The 3,974-nt window shown below is 38.0% G+C and carries 1 protein-coding gene; it reads right to left on the minus strand.

Annotated elements, in window-relative coordinates; translation table 11 throughout:
• Nucleotides 1–3,967, minus strand: a 3,967-nt coding sequence (locus E1176_RS04565) for a PKD domain-containing protein (RefSeq protein WP_155209390.1), incomplete at its 3' end; no start/stop codon positions are given.
• Between the last annotated feature and the right edge of the window lie 7 nt (nt 3,968–3,974).

A 3,974-nucleotide genomic window follows, 5' to 3' on the forward strand; every position in this document is an offset into this window, starting at 1 on the left:
ATTCACCTAGAGACATTACACTTAAAGTTCTGCTAGTTTCTGTTTCAAGTGTATCTCCATCCAATAACCATTGGTAGAAAATACCTCCTTCCGGAGCAGATAAAACAGAGCCATCAGCAGTAATTGAAGCCTCAGGCAACTCGTTCACCTTAATATATATAGATTCCGTTTGTTCTAATTCACAAGTAGTAGTTGTAGATTTCGAAACTATTATTACTTCTGTGTCTTCCTCCAAAACACTTGAGTTAATGCTCAAATCAGCATCTTGACCTTCTACCTTATCACCTAATATTGCTCTAGTTTCGGAGTCGATAAAATAGTATTCAACGCCAGATTGCGCCAGCTCAATAGACGCTGAAGCAAACTCTCCCGAACAGATGACATCATCATTAATTGTAGTATTTGAAGGTACCGGTGCATTAACACTAACCACAGGTCTATCATTGAGTACCTTTGAACAGTTAGAATTTTTATCTTCTACTAATACGTAAAAGCTAGAGTTATTCACCAATTCTCCCGTTGTAACCACTAAGTCAGCATTATTTCCTGAAATCAAATTACTAATTGATTCGTCAGTATTTACATCAAACACCTGATAAGTAAAGTCAGTGTCACTATTCTCTATAATAATTGAAGTCGTTTCTCCATAGCATATGTTTTCCTCTGATACACGCACGACTTTTTCGTTAACAGGATTAGTTAATATACTAACATAGCCAGGTTTTGTGATGGATTGAGAGCCATTTGTATCACCAATCACAGTTAGTGAGACATCAGCAGTACCAGTCGTGTTAAATGTTACAACATGTGGGCCTCTACCTGTAGCTGTTGACGGAGAGGCAGTTGTTCCGAAATCCCAACTCCAAGATGAAATATCACCTGTAGATAAGTCATAAAATGTAATCTCAGTACCTTCACATGTCGATAATGTCTGATCTTCTATAGCAAAATCAGGGACTGCATTTAAACTTGGACCTGAAATTGTAAAATCATCCAGTGCCATTCCTACATCCGTTGTACCGGGATCTGTTTTAAAAACAACTCTAAAACCTACTCTTCCTGAACCTGACAAAGAAGATATATCAGTAGACATTTCTACAAATTCACCATTGGTGTTATCCCCAAATATTGGAGAAGAACCTTCAAAAGCAATTGCCTCAGGAACTGTGGTCTCATTATACCACCCTGCTTCTATTACTGGGTTTAATTTATTCCAGGTAGAACCACTATCAATTGTGTATTCTACAATGAAGCCTTCCCACTCAGGCTCGAAGCTATATTTAGTTTGGAATGATAAATTGTACGTACCAGCTGTAGATAAATCAAAGTGCGGTGAGTAAAGTATAGCTGTAGAATTATTTAGATACTGGGCGTCATTTAAGCCGGTAACCCAAGCATTAACACCACTTACTGTCCCATCTTTCTTATCAATAGTTGAAGAACCAAGTTCAAATTTTGTACCTGCAATATTATCGGCATAAAAATCATTCACATATTCATCAAAATCGCCTCCGTCATTGAGACTATAATTTCCATCTCTATTTGGCAGAACAGTTATTTCTCTATATTCTACATCCTCTCCACCATTAACTTCTAATGAAATTGTGAACTTTCCTGGTGTTGAATAAGTATGTTTCGTATCCTCTAACGAAGAAGAGACTCCATCTCCAAAATTCCATGAGAAAGTAGTCGCATCACCTACTGATCTATTGTCAAAAGTAACCTCTTTACCAACATATGTTATTCTGGTATCAGGCTCAAAGGCTGCAATTGACCCTTCTAAAAATGCATAACTTGTAAACAGCCCTCTCCCGAACGTTGCTACCACAACTTGCTGATCCGACTCACGATATTGTAACATATCACATCTTACATTTGCTAGTCCTTCATTACTTGGTTCCCACTCAGGAGTTATTTGTGAAATGTCGTCAGTAGTCCAGACACCTAATTCAGTTGCCAGCATTACTTCAGATCTATTATTTGGATTATAAAGTCCCCATCTAATAGGCATATCAGGTAAATTACCTTCTTTATTATTCCAAGTATCGCCACCATCGTTTGTTTCCCATACAGAGATTACCCCATAATTGGAATATGTTACCAAAAGGTGGTCATCTGATGAGCCAATATCAATTGATGAAACGTTGGCTCCAGGTACATTTGAACCCAGTAGTGTAACTGTTGGTGAAGAGTTAGCATCATCTATTAGGTAGATGTTTCCACCTTCAGTACCAACAATTAGACGATTGTCAGTATAAGGTGAAGCTATTAAATTACTGGTTTGTCTACCTCCTATACTTACAGATTTTATAGTCTTAGTAGGAGATCCAGAAGAAATATTTGAATAAACAGCGATTTCATTTCCATTTCTGGTTGCATATAATATATCAGCATCTTCATCATAATCAGCTTGGTTAATAAAGTTTCCACTATTATCACTTGCGGTGCCATTAAATGAACTCCAACCATCCAAGGTTATGTAGTAGTTGTTGTATACATAGCTGGTTATCATAATGTTAGGATTTTGCTGATTAATAAAGCAGTACGCTCCATCACCCCCAGTTACTTCAATAGCCTCATTAATTCCGTAAGTTGTAAATAAATTGGAACCGTTATCTTGGGCTCCTGCCAAATAAATATTACTACCGGATACATTAGCAGCTGCCGTAGCATAAAACAAGGCTGTATTATATCCATTGATTGTTTCAACAAAATCAGGGTCTGCAAGATCTAATTCTGAAGAGTAAAAAACACCTCCGTCATTTCCGAAAATTGCCTCGTTGTTACTTCCTTGTTTAAACACAATTTGGTGTTGGTCAGCATGTACGTAATCATCACATCTCCCTGTCCAATACGACAAAGGTTCCCAACTCGTGCCTCCGTCTGTTGTTCGATGTAAATCTATACCTCCTGCTATTACAGAATTAGGGTCATTTGGATATACAGCTAAAATTAAATCAAACCATGCCTGTCCTCTCGTGAAATCATTTGATCCAGCAGTACAGCCTGTCTGCTCCAGGTATAAAGGAATTGTTACATTGCTCCACGTATCACCACCATCAACTGATTTTTTAAACCAGCCTACATTTGTGCCTAAAGCTGCCACAGCATAGACCGTGTTAACATCACTAGGCGCCACTGCCAACTCAACTCTATTTCCAGTATCACCCGGTGAAATATCTGACCAGTTTTCACCATTATCGATTGATTTATATACACCACCACTCATATCAGAAGCATATAAAGTTTCTCCATTAACCCCATCATCTTCAATCTCGATATCAGCCATATTTATATTGCTAATGGCAGTATTCCATGTGATTCCACCATCATCAGAATACCGTAAACCTGGATTTGTGCCTTGGACTATATCTTGTATTTCCAATGCTGCAGTTAAAGCAAAAATTCGCGAAGTGTTCGTAATTACTATTTTTTGGGTGTAGTAAAAATCACTATTGTCTGTGCTTGTTATTTGGTTCCAAGACGTTCCTCCATCTGTAGATTTCCAAATACCAGCACCACGCAACCTTCCTGTGAATCCTAATCCTGTACCTGCATAAAATACCTGTGTATTATTTGGGTCGTAGGCAAGAGTACTTATCGAAAGATTAGCCATGAAATCATCAATATTCTGCCATTCCGAATCAACATCAGTTATATCGTTATTATACCAAAGACCTCCCGCTACCGTTCCAGAAAATACTTTCTTTCCTGTTATGTCATTGGGATCCCAAATCAAAGCTCTGGTACGTCCACCAACGTTATTAGGACCTCGCTCGTCCCATTGAACATTTGCTATTGCCTTCCCTGAAGATTTTCTTCTTAGTAATCTTTGAGCTTCTTTAAAAGCATCAATTTTTCTATGAATAGGCGGGTAACCAAGATTTGGATCTTTGGTCATATCAAACTCATGTTGAGCCGCTAAATCAGGACGATCCTCTTTCGGAATTTCTTCAAAATATTGCATTTTGTTG

The sequence above is a fragment of the Fulvivirga aurantia genome (assembly GCF_009711475.1).
Lineage (GTDB): Bacteria > Bacteroidota > Bacteroidia > Cytophagales > Cyclobacteriaceae > Fulvivirga > Fulvivirga aurantia.